Origin of the sequence: Brevundimonas sp. (assembly GCF_035627055.1) — a bacterium.
Lineage (GTDB): Bacteria > Pseudomonadota > Alphaproteobacteria > Caulobacterales > Caulobacteraceae > Brevundimonas.
In genome coordinates, this window is record NZ_DASPMM010000018.1 from 194,026 (window position 1) to 211,285 (window position 17,260).

At 70.7% G+C, this 17,260-nt stretch carries 19 protein-coding genes; 11 read left to right on the plus strand and 8 right to left on the minus strand.

What is annotated here, in order from left to right:
- The first annotated feature begins 159 nt into the window (after positions 1–159).
- Positions 160–435, plus strand: a complete 276-nt coding sequence (locus VEA98_RS09235; protein ID WP_324813313.1) for a hypothetical protein — start codon at positions 160–162, stop codon at positions 433–435.
- Between the two features lie 541 nt (positions 436–976).
- Here the strand turns inward: VEA98_RS09235 and acnA are convergent.
- Positions 977–3,682 carry an aconitate hydratase AcnA gene (gene acnA / locus VEA98_RS09240; RefSeq protein WP_324813316.1) on the minus strand — a complete coding sequence of 902 codons (2,706 nt, stop codon included), beginning with the start codon at positions 3,680–3,682 and terminating at the stop codon, positions 977–979.
- 201 nt (positions 3,683–3,883) lie between these two features.
- Here acnA and ccmA point away from each other — a divergent pair, with 201 nt between their 5' ends.
- Both ccmA and ccmB read left to right on the plus strand, forming a co-directional pair.
- Positions 3,884–4,483 carry a heme ABC exporter ATP-binding protein CcmA gene (gene ccmA / locus VEA98_RS09245; RefSeq protein WP_324813319.1) on the plus strand — a complete coding sequence of 200 codons (600 nt, stop codon included), beginning with the start codon at positions 3,884–3,886 and terminating at the stop codon, positions 4,481–4,483.
- The gene (gene ccmB, locus VEA98_RS09250; protein WP_324813322.1) at positions 4,480–5,145 is read left to right on the plus strand and encodes a heme exporter protein CcmB; all 666 of its coding nucleotides are present in this window, start codon (positions 4,480–4,482) and stop codon (positions 5,143–5,145) included. Before ccmA ends, ccmB begins: the two co-directional genes overlap by 4 nt.
- A gap of 1 nt (position 5,146) precedes the next feature.
- On the opposite strand, the gene VEA98_RS09255 is transcribed toward ccmB, so the two are convergent.
- Positions 5,147–5,371 carry an alkylphosphonate utilization protein gene (locus VEA98_RS09255; RefSeq protein WP_259550722.1) on the minus strand — a complete coding sequence of 75 codons (225 nt, stop codon included), beginning with the start codon at positions 5,369–5,371 and terminating at the stop codon, positions 5,147–5,149.
- Between the two features lie 9 nt (positions 5,372–5,380).
- A complete protein-coding gene (locus VEA98_RS09260; protein ID WP_324813325.1) occupies positions 5,381–6,874 on the minus strand; it encodes a peptidase S41 in 1,494 nt (497 codons plus the stop codon).
- A gap of 131 nt (positions 6,875–7,005) precedes the next feature.
- Between VEA98_RS09260 and ccmC the strand changes: the two genes are divergently transcribed.
- The 6 genes from ccmC to VEA98_RS09290 all read left to right on the plus strand — a co-directional run bounded on the left by ccmC (position 7,006) and on the right by VEA98_RS09290 (position 10,622).
- On the plus strand, positions 7,006–7,728 hold the full coding sequence (gene ccmC, locus VEA98_RS09265) for a heme ABC transporter permease CcmC (RefSeq protein WP_324813328.1): 723 nt from the start codon (positions 7,006–7,008) through the stop codon (positions 7,726–7,728).
- A gap of 1 nt (position 7,729) precedes the next feature.
- Positions 7,730–7,885, plus strand: coding sequence for a heme exporter protein CcmD (gene ccmD / locus VEA98_RS09270; RefSeq protein WP_324813331.1), 156 nt, complete (start codon positions 7,730–7,732; stop codon positions 7,883–7,885).
- Entirely contained in the window at positions 7,882–8,475 is a 594-nt protein-coding gene (locus tag VEA98_RS09275) for a DsbE family thiol:disulfide interchange protein (RefSeq protein ID WP_324813333.1), read from the plus strand. The genes ccmD and VEA98_RS09275 overlap by 4 nt, the downstream gene beginning before the upstream one ends.
- Positions 8,476–8,535: 60 nt before the next feature.
- Positions 8,536–8,763, plus strand: a complete 228-nt coding sequence (locus VEA98_RS09280) for a hypothetical protein (RefSeq protein ID WP_324813336.1) — start codon at positions 8,536–8,538, stop codon at positions 8,761–8,763.
- Positions 8,764–8,777: 14 nt separating this feature from the next.
- Positions 8,778–9,569, plus strand: coding sequence for a DUF1223 domain-containing protein (locus VEA98_RS09285; protein WP_324813339.1), 792 nt, complete (start codon positions 8,778–8,780; stop codon positions 9,567–9,569).
- A gap of 93 nt (positions 9,570–9,662) precedes the next feature.
- Positions 9,663–10,622, plus strand: a complete 960-nt coding sequence (locus tag VEA98_RS09290; RefSeq protein ID WP_324813342.1) for a hypothetical protein — start codon at positions 9,663–9,665, stop codon at positions 10,620–10,622.
- 3 nt (positions 10,623–10,625) lie between these two features.
- Here the strand turns inward: VEA98_RS09290 and VEA98_RS09295 are convergent, their stop codons facing one another.
- Both VEA98_RS09295 and glpK read right to left on the minus strand, forming a co-directional pair.
- The gene (locus VEA98_RS09295) at positions 10,626–11,699 is read right to left on the minus strand and encodes a phosphotransferase family protein (RefSeq protein WP_324813345.1); all 1,074 of its coding nucleotides are present in this window, start codon (positions 11,697–11,699) and stop codon (positions 10,626–10,628) included.
- Positions 11,696–13,189, minus strand: a complete 1,494-nt coding sequence (gene glpK / locus VEA98_RS09300) for a glycerol kinase GlpK (RefSeq protein WP_324813348.1) — start codon at positions 13,187–13,189, stop codon at positions 11,696–11,698. The genes VEA98_RS09295 and glpK overlap by 4 nt, the downstream gene beginning before the upstream one ends.
- Positions 13,190–13,437: 248 nt before the next feature.
- Here glpK and VEA98_RS09305 point away from each other — a divergent pair, with 248 nt between their 5' ends.
- Together VEA98_RS09305 and VEA98_RS09310 are read left to right on the plus strand one after the other, a co-directional pair.
- Complete coding sequence (locus VEA98_RS09305) at positions 13,438–14,430, plus strand: threonine/serine dehydratase (RefSeq protein ID WP_324813351.1); 993 nt, start codon at positions 13,438–13,440, stop codon at positions 14,428–14,430.
- Positions 14,431–14,446: 16 nt separating this feature from the next.
- On the plus strand, positions 14,447–14,929 hold the full coding sequence (locus VEA98_RS09310; RefSeq protein WP_324813353.1) for a MaoC family dehydratase: 483 nt from the start codon (positions 14,447–14,449) through the stop codon (positions 14,927–14,929).
- Here the strand turns inward: VEA98_RS09310 and VEA98_RS09315 are convergent.
- From VEA98_RS09315 to VEA98_RS09325, 3 genes are read right to left on the minus strand one after another with little or no spacing between them, the layout of a single operon-like run.
- Complete coding sequence (locus VEA98_RS09315; RefSeq protein ID WP_324813355.1) at positions 14,926–15,096, minus strand: hypothetical protein; 171 nt, start codon at positions 15,094–15,096, stop codon at positions 14,926–14,928. The genes VEA98_RS09310 and VEA98_RS09315 overlap by 4 nt on opposite strands.
- Before the next feature lie 31 nt (positions 15,097–15,127).
- Entirely contained in the window at positions 15,128–16,063 is a 936-nt protein-coding gene (locus tag VEA98_RS09320; protein ID WP_324813357.1) for a Gfo/Idh/MocA family oxidoreductase, read from the minus strand.
- A gap of 5 nt (positions 16,064–16,068) precedes the next feature.
- Entirely contained in the window at positions 16,069–17,229 is a 1,161-nt protein-coding gene (locus VEA98_RS09325; protein WP_324813359.1) for a DegT/DnrJ/EryC1/StrS aminotransferase family protein, read from the minus strand.
- Positions 17,230–17,260 lie beyond the last annotated feature (31 nt).

The window sequence follows — 17,260 nt, forward strand, 5'->3', positions numbered from 1 at the left end:
AGACCCGTGGCCCCGGCTCGTCAAGGTTGTTGGCTGAGGGTTGCGAGGTGCTGGTCTCCCGCGCGTATGTCCGCATTCCCCCCTTAGGCGACGGTCGGCTCCCGACCCGTTGCGGACGTTCGACCGCGCTGCAATGCTACGTCTCCGCAGGGGCATTCGATGAGCAAAATCTACTCAGGCAGTTCGTTTCGACCCGACGTGCGCGAAGTGCTGTGTGGCCGTGAAGGCGGCGTGGGCTGGAAGTTGGACGTGGTTGGACACGATCCAAACTGGTCCGACCCCTATGGTGACGCGTGGGAGGAGTCGCTCGACGAGATACTTCCGCACCTCGCTCGTTTTGTGGACAGCAGCAGCACTTGGAAAGTCTACCCCTCCGGCGAGCCAGCCACTTTCTGGGGGGTCATCTCGGGCCACGTCATTCCTGCCGGAGGCTGATCGGCCAACGTCTGCTTTCCACCCAAAGCCGACAGGCCGCTTCCGACCCATAGCGGCCGTCTATTGCTGAGAATGCTCAATCGTCACAGCTAAGATCGAGCTTGGAAATTAGACTTCAGCACCTTCACAACTACAAACATCACTATACATATCGGAACGTAGAGAAGACAAACCTCCAGAAATAGTCCAACGACAAACGGAGAGATGCCCACCGTAAGGCAGTCGTATATAGTGTAAGCGAATGCAGCGGCGACGCTCGACCACAGCGCGACTTTCCAGAACCTGACGTTCTTGAATAGCCAAGCGGACAATCCTCCAAAAACTATTGGAGCTCCGAAAAGCACCAGCAGCGAGGGCGTCTCATACAAGATGTTCATCGGACTTGGGTGTCCCTAGGGCGAGGCAATCTCCTTTGCATAGCCGACGTCCGCTCTCCACCCGATACGGACGTCCGAGAGGCCCGCTGCCGGTGCGCACCCCATCACGAAAAAGGCCGGCGGATCGCTCCGCCGGCCCTTCCCGTATCGTTTGAAAGCGAAGCCTACTCCGCCGTACCGCGCGCCAGGTTGCGCAGGACGTAGGGCATGACGCCGCCGGCCTTGAAGTAGTCCATCTCGGTGGCGTTATCGATGCGGCAGCGCACCGGGAAGCGGGCCATCTTGCCGTCCGACGGGCGGAACAGCTCGACCCACAGATCCTGGCGCGGACGCAGCCGTCCGACGTTGGCGTCCGACAGGCCGCGGATGGTGACGATCTCTTCCCCCGTCAAACCGAGACGGGTCCAGCCCTCGGCCTTGAACTGCAGCGGCACGACGCCCATCCCGACCAGGTTGGAGCGGTGGATGCGCTCGTAGCTCTCGGCGATCACCGCCCGGACGCCCAGCAGCCGGGTGCCCTTGGCCGCCCAGTCGCGCGACGAGCCGGTGCCGTATTCCTTGCCCGCGAACACGACCAGCGGCCGGCCCTCCGACTGGTAGCGCATCGCCGCGTCATAGATCGACATCACGTCCTGCGACGGGAAATGCTTCGTCACCCCGCCCTCGATCTCGGGCGTGATCTTGTTGCGGATGCGGATGTTGGCGAAGGTGCCGCGCATCATCACTTCATGGTTCCCGCGGCGGGCGCCGTAGGAGTTGAAGTCCAGCGTCTCGACGCCGTGGCCGGTCAGGTAATGGCCGGCCGGCGAGGTCGCCTTGATCGAACCGGCCGGGCTGATGTGGTCGGTGGTGATCGAGTCGCCGAAGATGGCCAGCACCCGGGCCTCGACGATGTCGGAGACCGGAGCCGGCTCCATCGTCATCCCCTCGAAATAGGGCGGGTTCTGCACATAGGTCGAGGCGTCGTCCCAGGCGTAGGTCTGGCCGCCCTCGACCTTGATGCCCTGCCAGTGCTTGTCGCCCTTGAACACGTCGGCGTAACGCTTGGCGAACATGGCCGGGGTGACCGCCTTCTTCTGGATGGCGGCGATCTCGGCCGAGGTCGGCCAGATGTCCTTCAGGAAGACGTCCTTGCCCTTCTTGTCCTGGCCGATCGGATCCTTCGAGATGTCGATCCGCATCGAACCGGCCAGCGCATAGGCGACGACCAGCGGCGGCGAGGCCAGGTAGTTGGCCTGCACGTCGGGGTTCACCCGGCCTTCAAAGTTGCGGTTGCCCGACAGCACCGAGGTCGCGACCAGGCCGTTGTCGTTGATCGCCTTCGAGATGGTCTCGGCCAGCGGGCCCGAGTTGCCGATGCAGGTGGTGCAGCCGTAGCCGACCAGGTTGAAGCCCAGCGCGTCGAGGTCGGCCTGCAGGCCGGCGGCGGTCAGATAGTCGGTGACCACCTGCGAGCCGGGGGCCAGCGAGGTCTTGACCCACGGCTTGACCTTCAGGCCCAGCTTGTGGGCCTTGCGCGCCACCAGGCCGGCGGCGATCAGCACCGAGGGGTTGGAGGTGTTGGTGCAGCTGGTGATCGCGGCGATGACCACGTCGCCGTCGCCGAGGTCGAACTTCTCGCCCTCGACCTTGACGCGCGGCGCGTCGGTCGGACGGCTGAACACCTCGGCCAGCGCCGTTTCGAACGACGGCGCGGCGACGGTCAGCTCGACCTTGTCCTGCGGACGCTTCGGACCGGCCAGCGACGGCACGACCTCGGCCATGTCCAGTTCCAGCACGTCAGAGAACACCGGGTCTTCCGAGCTCTCGTCGATCCACAGGCCTTGAGCCTTCGCATAGGCCTCGACGAGGGCGACGCGCGCCTTGTCGCGGCCGGTGGCGGTCAGATAGGCCAGCGTCGCCGCCGACACCGGGAAGAAGCCGCAGGTGGCGCCGTATTCCGGGGCCATGTTGGCGATGGTGGCCTGGTCCTCGATGGTCAGGCTGGTCACGCCGGGGCCGAAGAACTCGACGAACTTGCCGACCACGCCCTTCTTGCGCAGCATCTGGGTGACGGTCAGCACCAGGTCGGTCGCCGTCGCGCCTTCCGGCAGGGCTCCGGACAGGCGGAAGCCGATGACTTCCGGGATCAGCATCGGGATCGGCTGGCCCAGCATGGCCGCCTCGGCCTCGATGCCGCCGACGCCCCAGCCCAGCACGGCCAGGCCGTTGATCATGGTGGTGTGGCTGTCGGTGCCGACCACGGTGTCGGGATAGGCGACGGTCGCCTTGCCCTCGGCCACGGTCCAGACCGTCTGGGCCAGGTTCTCGAGGTTGACCTGGTGGCAGATGCCGGTGCCGGGCGGCACGACGCGGAAATTATTGAAGGCCGAAGAGCCCCAGCGCAGGAAGTTGTAGCGCTCGATGTTGCGCTCGTACTCGCGCTCCACGTTGCGCTCGAAGGACTTTCCGTCGCCGAAATGGTCGACCATCACCGAGTGGTCGATGACCAGATCGACCGGGTTGAGCGGATTGATCTTCGACGGATCGGCGCCCAGCGCCGACATGGCGTCGCGCATGGCGGCCAGGTCGACCACCGCCGGCACGCCGGTGAAGTCCTGCATCAGCACCCGCGCCGGGCGGAAGGCGATCTCGTGCTCGACGGAGCCCTTGTTGTCGATCCAGGCGGCGATGGCGCGGAGGTCGGCCTCGGTCACCGAGACCCCGTCCTCGTTGCGCAGCAGGTTCTCCAGCAGCACCTTCATCGAGCGCGGCAGGCGGGAAATCCCGGTCAGGCCCGCTTCCTCGGCGGCCGGAAGGCTGTAATAGGCGTATTTCTTCCGCCCGACGGAGAGATCCTGACGGGTCTTGAAGCTGTCGATCGACGGCATGGAGAGGCTTCCTCTGGTTCACGCCGCCCGACAATCCGGTTGCACGATCGCGCGACTGACGGCGGGGCGCACAGGTCCCCGCCGCGCGCGGCGAACGCCTGCTGCGGCGAGGCCGGATATAGCGATGGTTCGGGCGGGCGTCCATGTATCCACGATGCGGGCGCGGGTATTGATAGATGTTCGCAACTGGGACGGCTGCGGATGCTGACCGTCGCCGGCCTCACCCTGTCGCGCGGCGAGCGGGTGCTGTTCCGCGACCTGTCGCTGACGCTGGCCGCGGGCGAGGCCGTGGCCCTGACCGGGGCGAACGGCGCGGGCAAGACCAGCCTGCTGCGGGCGCTGGCCGGTTTCCTCCGCCCCGACGCCGGGAGCATCGCCTTCGCCGACGCCGATCCGGCCGCGGCGCGGCGCCGCCACATCCACTGGCTCGGCCACCTCGACGGCCTCAAGGGCGCCCGCCGGGCCCGCGAGGAACTGGCCTTTCAGGCAAGCTGGCTGGGCGCCGGCGCCGCCGGGCTCGCGGCCGCCGTCGACGTGCTGGCGCTGGAGCCGCTGCTCGATCTGGAGGTGCGGCAGCTGTCGGCCGGCCAGCGCCGCCGCCTCGCCTTCGCCCGGCTGATCGCCGCGCCGCGGCCGATCTGGCTGCTGGACGAGCCCTTCGCCCCGCTCGACGCCCGCTGGCGCGCCGCCCTCGGCGTCCTGATGCAGGCGCATGTCGACAAGGGCGGCGCCATCCTCGCCGCCGTGCACGATCCCCTGCCGGTCGCCGCGCGCGCGGTCGACATCGGAGCCGGCCGGTGAGGGCGCTGCTGATCCTGTGGCGGCGCGAGCTGGCCCTCGCCTGGTCCGGCGGCGGCGGGCCGCTGCTGGCCTGCGGCTTCTTCCTGTGCCTGACCGTGCTCGTGCCGCTGGCCGCGGGCGGCGATCCGGCCGGGCTCAGGCCCGTCGCCGGCGGCATCGCCTGGCTGGCCCTCGCCCTGTCGTCGATCCTGTCGCTGGAGCGGCTGTTCGAGCGCGACCTGGAAGACGGCGCCCTCGACCTGATCGCCCTCGGCCCCGTCCCGCTCGAGCTCGTCGTCGTCGCCAAGGCCAAGGCCCAGTGGCTCGCCGTCGGCGTCCCGCTGGCCGCTGCCGCCCCCGTCGCCGCCATCACCCTCGGCCTGCCGCCGCAACAGGCCCCGCTGGTCGCCCTGTCCGCCCTGATCGGCGCCCTCGGCTTCGCCCTGACCGGCGCGCTCGGCGCGGCGCTGGCCCTCGGCTCGAAGCGCGGCGGCCTGCTGATCGCCGTCGTCGTCCTGCCGCTGTTCATCCCGCCGGTCGTGTTCGGCGCCGGGGCGCTGGAGCGGGCCGTCAACGGCCTCGACCCGACGCCCGCCCTCGCCCTCCTCGCCGCCTACGTCCTGTTCGCGGCGGTCGTCACCCCCTTCGCCGGCGCCGCCGCCATCCGCAACGCGCAGGGCTAGGTCAGGCCTTCTTGACGAACTCGGTGCGCAGCACGAGGCCGCGCACCTTCTCGACATTGGCCTCGATCTCGTCCGGGTCGCCGGTCAGCCGGATGTTCTTCACCAGGGTGCCGCGCTTCAGCGTCACCCCGCCCGAGCCCTTGACCTTGAGGTCCTTGATCAGGGTCACGCTGTCGCCGTCGGCGAGGACGTTGCCGTTGCTGTCTTTGGTCGGATCGTCGGTCATGGAACCGCCCTAGCGCCTGGCCGCGGCGGCGTCGAGTCCGGCGATCCAGGCCTCGATGCCGGCGGTGTCCGCCAGCTCGCCCGTCCAGGCGTGAGCGGGAACATAGGTCTCGTTATTGCCCCGCACCCGGCCGCGATAGACCTTCATCGGCACGCGCGCGGTGACGCGGCCGCCCGGCAGCGGCTCTTCGCGGATTTCCATATAGACCGTGTCGCCCGAGGTCTCCTGCCCCAGATGAACCGCCCCCAAGGCCTTGAGCAGGTCGACCGCGTCGAGGCAGGCGGAGGCGCAGCCGGAATCCGTCAGCACCCAGGTCCGGGCCCGCATCGGGGTCGGCGTGGCGGGCTCGACGGCGGGCGGCTCGTCGTCCGCCTGTCGCCACAGCGGCTCTCCGGCGGCCCGCGCGGCGGTCAGGCCGGTGGAAATCTTGCCGAGCCAGGCCTGCACCTCCGGATCGGGGCCGAGCAGGGTCTTGTAGCCTTCGACGGCGGCGAGGTTCTTTTCGGAGGCGCGCCAGTCCACCGCCGAGGATTCGGGCTGGCGCCAGGCGACATGGTCCTCGCCCCACAGACCGCGGGCCAGGCCGTAGATCCAGCCGGACGAACCGCCGTTGTTGCCGCGCAGGTCGAACACCACCGCCGGGGCCGATCGAATCTCATCCGCCCGGGCCGCGACCTCGGCCGTCAGGGCCGTGAGAGCGACGCCGTTGGCGCTGGCCGGATCGCCGTTGAAGCCGCCCAGGCTGATCCATTGCCCGCCGCTCCAGGGTCGGAGTTCGATGTCGGTGGTGAAGCGCGGGCTGCGGGCGGCGGCGAAGCCGGCGTCGCGCACCTCATCGGGCAGGTTCCGCCAGTTCAGGGCATAGCGGCGCACCGCGTCCCCGACCCGGAAATCACACTGCTCGGGCCGCCGGACCCACGGATTGTGCTGATCCACGAACAGCGTGCCGGCATAGGCCGCGCGGCGCGACGCCATCGACCAGCGCCCGGCGCCCCGGCCGACGACCTCCGCCGCGAGGACCTCGGCGGACCTCCCGTCGCAGCCGACCAGCACCGCGCCGACCGGCGGCGCCGCCTCGTCCTGGCGGAAAACCACCTCGTGGCGTTCGCCGCCGGGCCCCGTGCGCAGGCCGGTCAGGAAGCCCGGCCAGTCCGCCGTCCAGCGGTGGCCCATCGCCGCCCAGTCCGTGAGCCCCAGATGGCCGTCGTTGAAGGAGGCGACGTATTCCTGCAGGCCGAAATACCAGTGCTCATAGCTGTCGGCGGTCCGCGCCCGCTCGAGCGCCAGCGCCAGGCCCGCCTCGAGCTGGGCGTTGAAGCCCGGGTTCTCCGCGTCGACCGGACCCGGATGGCTGTCGGCGATTTCGGCCCGGAAGGCGCGGGCGTCATCAGCCAGGGCGGCGCCCCAGTCGGCGGGCGCGGCGACGTCCGCCTCCTGGGCGAGGGCGCAGGGGGCGACGAGCAGGGCGGCGAGGGCAGGGGCGAAACGGAGCAGGCGCTTCATGGTCGGTCACAGCCAAGGTTGAAAAATCGCGCCTCCAATAGGACCGAGCCGGAACCGGCGCCACTTAAGCCTTCGTAATGCGGCGCGGAGGCTGCTTGCGACCCGCCGCCCCGGCGCGTAATCGCAGCCCGATGTTCGGCCTCGCCAATCCCGACCGCTTCCTGCGCTTCACCCGTCCGCTCATGCCGGCGGTCTGGACGCTGGCCGCCGTCCTGCTGCTCGCCGGCGCCTGGCTGTCGTTCGCCGCGCCCGAGGACTACCAGCAGGGCGACACGGTGCGGATCATGTTCGTCCATGTGCCCGCCGCCAGCATCGGACTGGTCGCCTATGGCGCGCTCGGCGTGTCGAGCTTCTTCGCCCTGGTGTTCCGCCATCCGCTGGCCGACGCCGCGGCCCGCGCCGCCGCCCTGCCCGGGGCGGCCCTGACGGCCCTGGCCCTGATCACCGGCAGCCTGTGGGGCAAGCCGATGTGGGGCGCCTGGTGGGCCTGGGGCGACGCCCGGCTGATGTCGGTGCTGATCCTGTTCCTGTTCTACCTCGGCTACATGGCCCTGCGCGCCTCGATCGACGACGAGACCCGCGCGGCCCGCGCCGCCGCCGTGCTCGGGCTGGTCGGGCTGATCAACCTGCCGATCGTGAAATTCTCGGTCGACTGGTGGAACACCCTGCACCAGCCCGCCTCGCTGCTCAGGGCCGACGGCCCGGCCATGCCGCCGGCCTATCTGGCCCCGCTGCTGACCATGATGGCCGCCTACGGCCTGCTGTTCCTGGCGGTCTGGCTGACCGCCATCCGCACCGAGATCGTGCGCCGCCGGGTGCTGTCTGTCCGCGCCCGCCGGGCGCTGGAGGCCTGAGATGATCGACCTCGACATGAGCCCCTACGCCGCCTTCGTCTGGTCCGCCTGGGCCGTCAGCGCTCTGGTCCTCGCCGCCCTCGCCGTTCGCGCGCTCGTCGCCGCGCGGCGCTGGTCGGCCGAGCTGAAGCGGCTGGACCCGGAGGATCGCGCGTGACTCGCTGGTTCGCCGTCATCCCGCTGCTGGCCCTCGTGGCCCTGGTCGCCTTCGCGGCCCTGAGGCTCGGCGACGTCGCCGGCCGCAACCTCGCCGACGGACGGGGCGGCGAATACCGGCCCGAGGCGCTCGTCGGCCAGCCTGTGCCCGAGACGGTCCTGCCCCTGCTCACCGGCGCCGCCGCCGGTCCCGGGGTGCTCGACCTCAAGACCGCCGGCGTCGGCCGGCCGATGCTGATCAACGTCTTCGCCAGCTGGTGCGCGCCGTGCCGCATCGAGCACCCGCAGCTGATGGCGCTCAAGGCCCGCGGCGTGGCCGTTGTCGGGGTGGCGTGGAAGGACGACCCGGCCGCCACCCGCGCCTTCCTCGACGAGCTGGGCGATCCCTATTCCATGGTGCTGGTCGACCGCGAGGGCCGCGCCGGCCTCGATCTCGGCATCACCGGCGCACCCGAGACCTTCGCCGTCGACGCCATGGGCCGGGTGGTGGCCAAGGCCTCCAACCCCTTGGTCGACCCGGACGAGATCGACCGGCTGGTCGCCGCCATCCAGGCTCCGCCGCGCCCGCTTCCGACCGCCACGACGCGCTGATCCCGCGCCGCTCCGGCGGCCGTTAACCCATTTCCGACGGATTTCATTAACCCTGTCGGCATGAGCGCGATTCGTCCCCCCGCCCCCTCGCCGCTGTTCCCGACCCAGAGCCCGCCGTCGCCGGCGCGCGCCTCCCGCTCGGACTTCTTCCGCGCCGCCCTCGACGGCGTCGCCGCCCCGGCCGAGGCCAAATCCGCCCCCGCCGCCCGTCCCGCGCCGCCGGCGGACTTCTTCCGCGCCGACGAGCGTCCGCAGCGCCCCGGCTCCCTGCTCGACATCCGCGTCTGACCCCTCACGCGAAAATGAGGCGCGAGTCCTTCGCAGGCGTGATTAAGGTGCGCGCCATGCGCACGAGGGGCTGGATCATCCCTGCGGCGGTCTTCGCGGCCGCCTCCGTCGCGGCGGGGTCCAGCGCCCAGCCGACGCCTCCGCGCGGCCCGGGCGAAGCGCCGTCCGAACCCGTCGTCGTCGAGCTGTTCACCGCCCAGGGCTGCGCCGGCTGCCCCGAGGCCAACGCCCGCATCGAGGCCCTCGCCGAGGAGCCGGGGGTCATCGCCCTGACCTATGCGGTCGACTACTGGGACTATCTCGGCTGGGAGGACACCTTCGCCCGGCCCGAGTTCGCCCAGCGCCAGCGCGCCTATCGTCGTCCGCTCAAGCTGCGCGCCGTCGGCACCCCGCAGGTGGTCATCGACGGCCGCCGCCAGGTGCCGGGCGCCCAGGAGGCCGCCCTCAAGGCCGCCGTCGAGGAGGAAGCCGCCCGCCGCGTCTTCCCGCCCGAGATCGAATTCCGCGAAACCGGCGACCGCGTCGGCGTCGGCTCCGGCCGCGCGCCCGCCGGGGGAGCCGAGGTGGTGGCCGTGGTGTATCGCCCCGGCCTGCAGACCGTCGAGATCGAGAGCGGCGACAACCGCGGCCAGACCGTCCGCCAGGTCAATGTGGTGCGCTCGGTGCGCAGCCTCGGGGCCTGGACCGGCCGCCCGTCGCTCTACGCCCTGCCCGCCGGCCTGGGACCCGACGAGGCCGTCGCCGTGCTGGTCCAGGCCCGCGCCGACCGGCGCATCCTCAACGGCGCCGTCCTGCCGCCGCACTGACATCGTCAGCTTTCGTCACTGGCCTTGCTTGAACCCCCGCGCCGACAGTGCAAGCTTGGCCGCCCGCAACCGTGGGACGAAACAGGTGATCGCATGAAACCGGCGCTGCGTCTGGTGACGACCCTCGGCCTGGCGCTCGCCTGCGCCGTCCCGGCCTGCGGCGCCGCGGCGCAAACGGCCCCGCAGACCGCCGCCCCTCTGGCGGCCGAGACTCCCGAGGCGCGCGCCGTGTCCCAGATGGTCGTGGCCGCCGAACTGGCGGCCTGGGGCCGCGAGCGGGGCGACGCCGAGGCCCTGCGCGTCGCCGCCCGCATGCTCGACGAGGTGCCGCTGCGCAGCGGGACCGGGGGCGATCCCGGCGTCGCGCCGGTGCTCACCGCCGCCGGACTGCGCCAGGAGGCGGCCGCCCTGGCCGGAGACGACGCCTCGATGCAGGACATCGTGGTGACCGGTTCGCGGATCGGCCGGGATGAGGGCAACCGCGCCACCGAGCGCGAGGCGCCGTCGGTCAGCGTCGATCGCGACGATTTCGCCGAACGCCCGGCCCCGGTCGTCGAGCCGCCTGCCCAGCCCGCCCCGGTCCGGCCGCGCCAGCCGCCACCCACCCGCCAGCCGCCGCCGGCCCAGGCCGAGCCTCCCTATGTCCCGGTTCCGGCGCCCGTTCCGTCGGCCCCGCCGCCGCCGCCGCCCCCTCCGCCTCCGCCGCCGCCCCCTCCGCCTCCGCCTCCGCCACCGCCGCCTCCGATGGGGGTGCGCTCCTCGCCGTTCGGGGACGGGCCGGTCTCCACCGTCAAGCGGCTGGGTTCGCGCGAGAGCTGGAGTTTCGTCATCGACGCCCGCGGCGCGGAAATCCTGCGCGTGGCCGCCATCGGCGACGGCGACACGGACGTCGACCTGACTGTGCGCGATTCATCGGGCAAGGTGCTGTGCGCCGACGGCTTCGGCGACCACTATCCGGTCTGCACCCTTGCTCCCGGCGCCCCGGCCCGGCTCAGGGTGGATGTCGTCAATCGCGGCGCCCTGTGGACGCGAGTGCAGGTCCTGACCAACTAGGGATCAGGCGCCGGCCTTCTTCGCGAACGACAGGGCCCCGGCCGCCAGCACCGGCGCCTGCGCCGCCATGGTCTTGGCATGGGCCGAGGCGGCGGTGCCGTCCCTCACCCGTCCGGCGATGCCCTGGCAGATGGCCGCCAGCCGGAACAGATTGTAGGCGAACAGCCAGTCGAGGTCGGCGGGCCGCGCCCCGGTCAGGGCAGCGTAGCGTTCCACCATCTGCTCCACCGACGGTATGCCCAGCGCCTCGAGGTCCGCCCCGGCCAGCCCATTGCGCGCGCTCGACGGAATGACCCAGGCGATCAGCAGATAGGAGAAGTCGGCCATCGGATCGCCCAGCGTTGACAGCTCCCAGTCCAGCACCGCTCGCACCTTCGGCGCATCCGGGGAGAGGATCAGGTTGTCGAGCCGGAAGTCCCCGTGGACGATCCGCGTCGGCCCCTCCGGCGGCAGGGTCGCAGGCAGGAATTCGATCAGCCGGTCCATGGCCGCGATCGGCTCGATCTCGGAGGCGCGATACTGCTTGGTCCAGCGCCCCACCTGGCGCTCGAAATAGTTGCCCGGCCGCCCGTAGTCGCCCAGCCCGATCGCCGCCGGATCGAAGGCGTGCAGCGCCGCCAGCGTATCCACCTGGGCGTCATAGATGGCCCGCCGCTGCTCCGGCGTCAGCCCCGGCAGCTTCAGGTCCCACAGCACCCGGCCCTCGACCTTGTCCATGACGTAGAACATCGAGCCGATGACGCTGTCGTCGGTGCACAGCGCCCACGGCCGCGCCACCGGATAGCCCTGGGCGTGCAGGGCCGAGATGACCGTGAACTCCCGATCGACCGCATGGGCCGAGGCCAGCAGCGTCCCGGGCGGCTTGCGGCGCAGCACATAGGCCCGGCCCGGCGTGGTCAGTTCATAGGTCGGGTTCGACTGACCGCCCTTGAACTGGCGGATGGCCAGCGGCCCCGAATAGCCCACGACATTGGCGGCCAGCCATTCGCCCAGCCGCGCCTCGTTCAGCGCATAGCGAGGATCGACCTCGCGCGCGCCGGAAAAGGTCGCCTGAACGTCGGGGTCGGGCTGGTTCATTGGGCGGCGATGATGGCGGCGCGCACCGCCCCGCGCCAGCCTTTCAGCAGCCGCTCGCGCTCCTCCGCCCCCATCCTCGGCTCCCACCGCGCCGGCGCCTCGACCGGATGGTCCTCGAGATCGCCGATCAGGCCGACGCCGAGGGCCGCCAGCTTGGCCGCCCCCAGCGCCGTCATCTCCTGGAAGGCCGGCCGCTCGACCACGACCTCGCAGATGTCGGCGACAAACTGCATGGCGAAGGCGTTGGCGGTGACGCCGCCGTCGACCTTCAGCACCTTCAGCTTCGGCGCCCCGTCCTTCGCCAGGGCGTCGAGCAGGTCCCGCGTCTGGTAGGCGAGGCTCTCCAGCGCGGCCCGCACCATCTGCGCCGGTCCGCTGTCCCGGGTCAGGCCGACGATGGTCCCGCGCGCCTCCGGCTCCCACCACGGCGCCCCCAGGCCGGTGAAGCCGGGGACCAGATAGACGCCGCCGTTGTCGCTCAGCCCCTGCGCCATGGCTTCGGACTGCCGCGATTCCGAGATCACCTTCAGCCCGTCGCGCAGCCACTGGATCGCCGAGCCGGCCGAGAAGATCGACCCCTCCAGCGCCCAGGCGACCTGCCCGTCCGCCGCATAGCCCAGCGTGCCGAGCAGCCGGCTGGTCGAGGCCACCGGCGCCGGCCCGACATTGGCCACGAGGAAGGCGCCGGTGCCGTAGGTGATCTTGGCGTCTCCGGCCTTCAGCGCCCCATGTCCCACCAGCGCGGCCTGCTGGTCGCCCGCCGCGCCGTGGATCGGCAAGGCCGCGCCAAGCACCGAAGGCTCACACGTGCCGAGCAGATCCGAGCATCCGCGGATGTCCGGCAGTCCCGCCATCGGGACATTGAACAGCGCCGCCAGATCCGGCCGCCACTGGCGCCTCGAAAGATCCATCAACGAGGTCCGGCTGGCGTTGGTCGCATCGGTGACGTGGCTGGCCCCGCCGGTCAGCTTCCAGATCAGCCAGGTCTCTATGGTCCCCAGCTTGACCTCGCCCCGCTCCGCCCGCTCGCGCGCGCCCGGAACCGCATCCAGCAGCCAAGCGAATTTCGAGGCCGAGAAATACGGGTCGAGGATCAGCCCCGTCGCCGCCTGCACCATCGGCTCATGCCCCGCCGCCGCCAGTCGTCCCGTCGCGTCCGCCGTCCGCCGGTCCTGCCAGACGATGGCCCGGTGCAGCGGCTCGCCGGTCGCCGCGTCCCAGATCACCGAGGTCTCGCGCTGGTTGGTGATGCCGATCGCCGCGAACCGCCCGACCCCGCCCGCCTTGCGGACGGCCTCGCGGCAGGTCTGCAGCGTCGCCGCCCAGATCTCCGCCGCGTCATGTTCCACCCAGCCCGGCCTGGGGAAGTGCTGCGCCAGCTCGATCTGGCTGACCGCCACGGGCCGCAGCCCGCCCTCCGGCGCGCACTCGAAGGCGATCGCCCGCGTCGAGGTCGTGCCCTGGTCGATGGCGAGGATCAGTGACTTCATGGGGTCAGGTTAGAGCGGCGGCCCGGAGACTCAACCGGGCATCGCGGCGAAGCCGCAACCTCGATCCCTGTCCGCGAGGGGGAGGTTCATCACAACGAACACAACGAGGCACGACGAACACAACGGGTTGAGAGCTGGCGCAGGCCCCGTCGTGTCCTTTGTGGGTTCTTCGCTGTGTTCGTTGTGATGAACCTTCCACCCTTCAAAGCCGGCTTCGCCGGGATGAAATCCCGCGGTATGGATGTCCCATGCACACCGCCTCCTTCGCCGGCGTTCAGGACGCCGCCCGCCAGATCGCCGGCCATGCCGTGCGAACGCCGCTGATCGAGAGCCCGGCCCTGAACGCCCATGTCGGCGGCCGCGTCCTGCTCAAGGCCGAGAACCTGCAGCTGGCCGGGGCCTTCAAATTCCGCGGCGCCTACAACCGCATCAGCCGCCTGACCGACGACGAAAAGGCCCGCGGCGTCGTGGCCTATTCCTCCGGCAACCATGCCCAGGCCGTGGCCGCCGCCGCCCGCATGGTCGGGACCAGCGCCATCATCGTCATGCCCGCCGACAGCCCGACCGTGAAGGTCGAGGGCGTCCGCGCCTTCGGCGGCGAAGTGCGCATGTACGACCGCTACACCGAAAGCCGCGAGGCCATTGGCGAGGACATCGCCGCCTCGAAGGGCTCCGTCCTCGTCCGCCCCTTCGACGATCCCTTCGTCATCGAGGGCCAGGGCACCATCGGCCTCGAGATTCTCGATCAGGCCAAGGCCCTCGGCGTCGCGCCCCTCGACCAGCTGGTCTGCGGCGCCTCGGGCGGCGGGCTGATCGCCGGCGTCAATCTGGCGATGGCCGCCCTGTCGCCGCACACGCCGGTGATCGGGGTCGAGCCCCGGCACTACAACGACACCCAGCTGTCCCTCGCCGCCGGCGAGCGCCTGACCCACGCCCCAGCCCCTGGAACCATCTGCGACGCCCTGATGACCGACCGGCCGGGCGAGCTGACCTTCCCGATCAACCGCCGCCTCGAGCGCGTCGAGACCGTTTCCGACGCCGAGGTGGCCGAGGCGGTGCGCTACGCGTTCCGCTTGCTCAAACTGGTGGTCGAGCCCGGCGGCGCGGTCTCGCTGGCCGCCCTGCTGGCCGGCAAGGTGCAGGCCCAGGGCCGCACCACCGCCGTCGTCCTGTCCGGCGGCAACGTCGACCCATCGCTGTTCGCCGCCATCATCGAAGACCGTTTCACCCCGATCGCCTGACCGGAGCCCGCCCCGCATGAGCCGCACCGAACGCAAGGGTACGCCCACGCCCGTCGCCGACCTGCCCGGGCTGGTGGGTCAGGAGATCGGCGTCAGCCGCTGGATCACCATCGATCAGGCCCGCATCGACGCCTTCGCCGAGGTCACCGAGGACCGCCAGTACATCCACGTCGATCCCGAGGCGGCCAGGGCCACGCCCTTTGGCGGAACCATCGCCCACGGCTTCCTGACCCTCAGCCTGCTCTCGGCCATGACCTATGACGCCGTGCCGCCGCTGGAGGGCGTGGTCATGGGCGTCAACTACGGCTTCGACAAACTGCGCTTCCTCGCCCCCGTGCTGTCCGGCTCGCGGGTTCGCGGCCGCTTCAGACTGCTCTCCGCCGAGGACAGGGGCGGCGGCCGCTGGCTGCTCAAGCACGAGGTCACGGTCGAGATCGACGGCGCCGAAAAGCCGGCCCTGATCGCCGAATGGCTGGGCATGCAGGTGGTGGGCGCCTAGCCGCCGCCGATCCCCTCGATGACCTTGCCCGAGCCCTCGCAGGTCGGGCACGGCCGGTCGCCGACCAGCCCCGTGCCGTTGCAGCCCGGGCAGATATTCTCGCCCGTCCCGGGCGTGCCGGGCTCGGCCTCGTCGCCGGGAGCGGGGGTGAGGGGGACCTCGGTCATGCGCCGGTAACGCGCGGGCGGCTCAGAGGGTTCAGCCCTCGCCCAGGCACCTCAGCGCCACTTCCAGATTGCGCAGCCCGTCCTCCCCGGTCACCGCCGGCGCCTCGCCGGTGCGGATCGCATGCGCGAAGGACTCCAGCTCCTTCTTCAGCGGCTCGGCCGGCCAGCTCATCACCCCGCGGGTGGAGTAGCTGCCGTCCGGCTGCTGGCCGAAATATTCGGTCACCTGGCGGGTCATCAGGTCGGCGACGACGAACTTGTTCTGGGTCGCCACCTGCAGGGTGCGCACCTTGTAGGGGGTGACCCAGTTGGTGGTGATGTGGGCGATCACCCCGTTCTCCAGCCGGAACTGCAGCAGGGCGGTGTCCTCCCGCTCGGCGCGGGTGCGGGCCAGTTGCGGCTGGACCTCGGCGATCTCGCTGTCGGTCAGGTGGCGGATGATGTCGATGTCGTGCACGGCCAGATCGATGACCACCCCGACCTCGCCCATGCGCGGCGGGAAGGGGCCGACGCGGGTGATCTGGATCGAGATGATGTCGTCGCCGTCGATGGCCCGCTTGACCGCGTCCACCGCCGGATTGAAGCGCTCGACCTGGCCGACCATCAGCACCCGGCCGTTGGCCTTGGCCGCGTCGATCATGCGCCGGGCGTCGGCCAGGGTGGCGGCGATCGGCTTCTCGACCAGCACGTGGACGCCCTTCTCCAGCAGGGCCACGGACAGGTCGGCGTGGTGCCGGTTCGGCGTCGCCACCACCGCCGCGTCCAGACCGGCCCCGACGAAGGCCTCGGCCGTGGTCACCGCGGTCGCCCCATAGGCCGCGGCCACGCCCTCGGCCGTCACCGCGTCGGGATCGAACACGTGCGTCAGCTCGACGTCGCGGATGTCCGTCAGCACCCGCGCGTGATTGCGCCCCATGACGCCCGCGCCGGCGACGCCGAATTTCAGGACCGGCTCGTGCGTGGTCATGGGGATCAGCCCTTGAAGGAGGCGACGGCGGCGATGATGCGATCCTGCGTCGCCTCGTCCAGATCGGAATGCATCGGCAGGCTGATCACCCGGTCCTTCAGCCGCTCGGTGACCGGCAGGCCCTGCGGCCCGCGCGGATACGTCTCATAGGCCGGCTGCAGGTGCAGCGGGATCGGATAATAGACCGCCGTCGGCACGCCCTGTTCCTTCAGATGCGCCGCCAGAGCGTCCCGGTTGTCGTGCTCGATGGTGTACTGGGCCCAGTTGGAGACATTGCCCGCCGGCACGTCCGGAACCGCCGCCACGTGCGGGCGCAGGGCCTCGTTGTAGCGGGCGGCGATGCGGTTGCGCCATTCGATCTCCTGGCCGAACACCTTCAGCTTCTCGATCAGCACCGCCGCCTGGATGGTGTCCAGCCGGCTGTTCAGGCCGATGCGCACGTTCATGTATTTCGGATCGTGCTCGAAGGTCCGGCCCTTGAGATCGCGCGCCACCGCCTTGCCGTGCACCCGCAGGGAATCGATCAGCTGCGCCAGGTCGTCGTCATTGGTCAGCACCGCCCCGCCGTCGCCGTAGCAGCCCAGCGGCTTGGCCGGGAAGAAGCTGGTGGTGGTGATGTCGGCCCACTTCAGCGGATGCTCGCCATTGATGGTGCAGCCGAAGCCCTGCGCCGAGTCCGAGATCAGCTTCAGCCCGTGCTTGTCGCAGATCGCCTTGATCGCCGGATAGTCCGCCGGCTGGCCGAACAGGTCGACGGCGATGACCACGCGCGGCTTCAGCCGGCCTTCCTTCAGCGTCGCCTCGATGGCCGCCTCCAGATGCCCCGGATCCATGTTGTAGGTCTTCGCATCGACGTCGACGAACACCGGCTCGGCGTCGAACCACGGCACGATCTCGGCGGTGGCCGCGAAGGTGAAGCTCGGCACGAAGACCGCGTCGCCGCGCCCGATCCCCCACGCCATCAGCGGCAAGGCCAGGGCGTCGGTGCCGTTGGCGCAGCCCAGGGCGTGCTTCGCCTTTCCGAAGGCGGCGAGATCGGCCTCGAACTGCCGCACCTGCGGACCCATCACCCAGGCGCCGCCGACGACGGCCTGCTGCACGGCGGCCTCGATGGCGCCGTTCAGGCGCAGACGCTGGGCCTGCAGATCGATGAAGGGGATGGTCATGCCGGGAGGTCTCCAATCGCGCGGTCGGGGC